At 70.9% G+C, this 3979-nt stretch carries 3 protein-coding genes; 2 read left to right on the plus strand and 1 reads right to left on the minus strand.

From position 1 onward, the window contains the following. A partial coding sequence (locus AC1D15_RS20710) for an excinuclease ABC subunit UvrA (protein ID WP_477827447.1) occupies positions 1-1251 on the minus strand: 1251 nt, incomplete at its 3' end. 188 nt (positions 1252-1439) lie between these two features. On the opposite strand from AC1D15_RS20710, the gene AC1D15_RS20715 reads away from it, so the two are divergent. Together AC1D15_RS20715 and AC1D15_RS20720 are read left to right on the plus strand one after the other, a co-directional pair. After that, the gene (locus AC1D15_RS20715) at positions 1440-3392 is read left to right on the plus strand and encodes a PAS domain-containing hybrid sensor histidine kinase/response regulator (protein WP_477827448.1); all 1953 of its coding nucleotides are present in this window, start codon (positions 1440-1442) and stop codon (positions 3390-3392) included. Positions 3393-3541: 149 nt separating this feature from the next. Then, positions 3542-3979 (plus strand): ABC transporter substrate-binding protein (locus AC1D15_RS20720; protein WP_477827449.1); only part of this gene is annotated, 438 nt, incomplete at its 3' end.

The raw sequence follows: 3979 nt of genomic DNA on the forward strand, positions 1-3979 counted from the left end.
GCCGTCGGCATCGGGCTTGCTGCCCAGGCGCCACAGCAGCGCCTCGGTCTTCAGCCGGGCGCCGCCGCAGGTGGTGCACGGCGTGTAGCTGCGGTACTTCGACAGCAGCACGCGGATGTGCATCTTGTACGACTTCGATTCGAGGTACTCGAAGAAGCGCTTGATGCCGTACCACTGCTTGTTCCAGTTGCCCTTCCAGTGCGGCGAGCCGTTGATGACCCAGTCGCGCTGCGCCTCGCTGAGCTGCGACCACGCGGCGTCGCGCGGGATGCCGGCCTCGGCGGCGTACTTCAGCAGGTCGTCCTGCGAGTCTTTCCAGGCCGGCGTCTGGATGGTCTTGATCGCGCCGGAGCGCAGCGTCTTGCGGTGGTCCGGGATCACCAGCCCCCAGTCGACGCCGATCACGCGGCCGAAGCCGCGACAGGTCTCGCAGGCGCCCATCGCCGAATTGAACGAGAACAAGGCCGGCTGCGGGTCGCCGTAGCGCAGGTCGCTGTCGGGGCAGTGCAGGCCGGTGGAGAAACGCCAGAGTGTGGGTTCGCCTTCTTCGGCCACCACATACACGTTGACCCGCCCGCTGCCGCGCTTCAGCGCCGTCTCGATCGCCTCGACCGCGCGCACCTTCTCGGTCCCCTGCAGCCGGAAGCGGTCGGCCACCACGTCGAGCACCTTGCGCGGGCCGGTCGGCGTCGCCACCTCGCGCTCCGCCTGCACGCGGGTGAAGCCGCTGGCCGCGAGCCATTGCTCGATCTCCTCGGGCGTGGTTCCGCCCGGCAATTCCACCGGAAAGGTCACCACCAGCCGCGGATCGCCCTGCGCCGTCCGGCTCATCAGCTCCGCGTAGATCGTCTCCGGGCTGTCATGCCGCACCGGCTGTGCCGTCTGCTTGTCGAACAGCTCGGCCGCCCGCGCATACAAGAGCTTCAGGTGATCGTTCAGCTCGGTCATCGTGCCGACCGTCGAGCGCGAGGTGCGCACCGGGTTGGTCTGGTCGATCGCGATCGCCGGCGGCACGCCGTCGACCCGGTCCACCGCCGGCCGGTCCATGCGGTCGAGGAACTGCCGCGCATAGGCGCTGAAGGTCTCGACGTAGCGCCGCTGCCCCTCCGCGTACAGCGTGTCGAACACCAGGCTCGACTTGCCCGAGCCCGACGGCCCGGTCACCACCGTCATCTCGCCGGTGCGGATGTCGAGGTCCAGGTTCTTCAGGTTGTGCTGGCGGGCGCCGCGAATGCGGATGACACCGGACATGGGGAGGGCTTTCGAAATGCGGAGCCGAAGATTCTAGGGAGCCGCGACGGGTGAGCAGATCGGCGGGCCATTGGTCAGCAGCAGTCAGTAGCCATGGGCAACCGGTCTCACGCGAGACGCATTGCCCGGACGAGGCCCATTGGCTACCATGCGCCACGCTCTCACGCGTGCCGTCTGCGCGTGGCGTCATGAATACACCAGCCGTTCCACCCCTCCCTCCCGTCCACCCCGACAGCAGCCGCGCCGCGCGGCTCATGGATGTCGTCGGCGAGGGCGTGTGGGAGCACGAACTCACGTCGCTCCAGCCGTCGCAGGCCTGGCATTCGCCGCGCTGCCGCGACCTGCTGGGCGCCGGGCTGGCCGACGATCCGTCCGCGCTGCGCGCGCAGGTCGACCCGCCCGACCGGGCGCACTGGGATGCGCTGGTCGGCGCAGCGATCCGCGCCCCGGGCCGCAACGTCCAGGGCCGGCTGCGCCTGCGCACCGCCGACGGCAGCCTGCGCTGGTTCCAGGTGCGCATGCGCGCCACGGCCGACGGCGCCGGGCCGGCCACCCGGCTGGCCGGCAGCCTGCGCGAAGTCGACAGCGACCCGGCCTCCGGCCAGGCCAAGGCCGCCTTCCTGGCCCACATGAGCCACGAGCTGCGCACGCCGCTGAACGCGGTGCTCGGCATGACCGAGCTGGCGCAGCGGCTGGCCACGCACAACGAGCAGCGCGGCTACCTCGACCTGGCGCAGCAGTCCGGCCAGGCGCTGCTGCGCCTGCTCGGCGACGTGATCGACTACGCCCGCGCCGAGGCCGGCGAGCTCGCGCTGCGGCTGGAGACCTTCGACCTCGCGCAGCTGATGGCCGAGACCTGCCGCGGCTTCATGCCGCAGTTGCGCGAGCGCAAGCTGACGATGCTGTACGACTACCTCGGCGAGCAGACGCGGTTCCAGGGCGATCCGGCGCGCGTGCGCCAGATCGTCTCGAACCTGCTGGCCAATGCGGCCAGGTTCACCGCGCAAGGCCATGTCGCGCTCGTCACCGAGGTGCGGGCCCAGGCCGACGGCCCGTGGCTGCTGCGCATCCAGGTGCACGACACCGGCACCGGCATGGACGACGCCACGCTGGAGCGCGTGTTCAAGCCCTTCGAGCAAGGCGACAACAGCGCACGCCGCCAGCACGGCGGGACCGGCCTCGGCCTGTCGCTCACGCGCAAGCTGGCGGCGCTGATGGCCGGCYGCGTGACGGCCACCAGCGTGCCCGGCCGCGGCTCGGTGTTCACCGTCGAGCTGCGGCTCGCGGCAGCGGCCCAGCCGGCCGCCGCGCCGCACCCGCCCGGCCATGCCTGGCTGGTGGTGCGCGGTGCGACGACCTCGCCGTGGCTGCCGCGCCGCATCGAGCGCCTGGGCTGGACCACCGAGCTGATCCCCGACCTCGCGCAGGCCACGCAACGCGCCCGGCTCGGCGGCCGCATGCCGGACTGCGTCGTGCTGGCCGAGGACGGCCTCGACGACAGCAGCGACCTCGAAGCGCTGCGCCACGCGCTGCCCGACGGCACGCGCGTCACGCTGCTGCTGCGCCCCGACTTCCACCAGCCGGTGCTGCTCGAGCGCGCCGCGCGCAGCCGCATGGCGGTGCTGCTGAAGCCGCTGACGCCGGCCGAGCTGCGCACCGTCGCCAGCGCCGAGGCCCGCCCGGCACCGGCACGGCCCGAGCCGTCGACCCCGATGCGCCCCGGCATGCACGTGCTGGTGGTCGAGGACAACCCGCTGAACCAGCTGGTCGCGCGCGAGATGCTGATGGTGCTGGGCATGAAGGTCAGCGTCGCCGCGAGCGGCGAAGAAGCGCTCGCGCACTGCCTCGAGAAGGCGCCCGACCTCGTGCTGATGGACATCCAGATGCCGGGCATGGACGGCGTCGAGGCGACGCGCCGGCTGCGCGCGATGCAGGCCGACGGCCTGCTCCGCCCGTTCCCGATCGTCGCGCTGACCGCGCATGCGCTGGCTGCCGACCGGCAGTCCAGCCTCGATGCCGGGATGGACGAGCACCTGACCAAGCCGATGCAGTTCGAGAGCCTGCGCACGGTGCTGGATCAATGGCGCCCTGATGACCCGGAGCTGACAAGCGGCGACGAAGGCGGGCCGACCGCGAACTAAGTCGCGCCGAATGCGACTGGGTGGACATTTCGTCCACTTGACGTGCTCGCGCGGCCGTCACGTGTGAAAACATCCCGCCCTGCCGTGCGCGGTTGGGACAGAGTCGTCGTCGACACGGCCAACGATCCAGGGAAAAAACCGGAGACACCATGAAGAAGCTTCTTTGCGTGCTGGCCTTGTCCAGCCTCGCGGCCAGCGCGGCCGCCCAGATCCTGATCGGCCAGACGGCAGGCTTCACCGGCGCGGTCGCGGCCGGCGTCAAGGAGACCACCGACGGCGCGAAGATGTACTTCGACGCGGTCAATGCGCGCGGCGGCATCAACGGCCAGAGCATCGAGCTGGTCTCGATGGACGACAAGTTCGATCCGAAGCTCGCGGCCGAGAACGCGAAGAAGCTGATCACCGAGAAGAACGTGGTCGCGCTGTTCCTGGTGCGCGGCACGCCGCACACGCAGGCGATCGCGCCGCTGCTGGCCGAGTACCGGGTGCCGCTGGTCGCGCCGTCGACCGGCGCGATGGTGCTGCACAAGCCGGTCAACCCGTACATCTTCAACGTGCGCGCCACCTACCAGCGCGAGGCCGAGCGC

Source organism: Rhizobacter sp. P2_H2 (genome assembly GCF_056403375.1).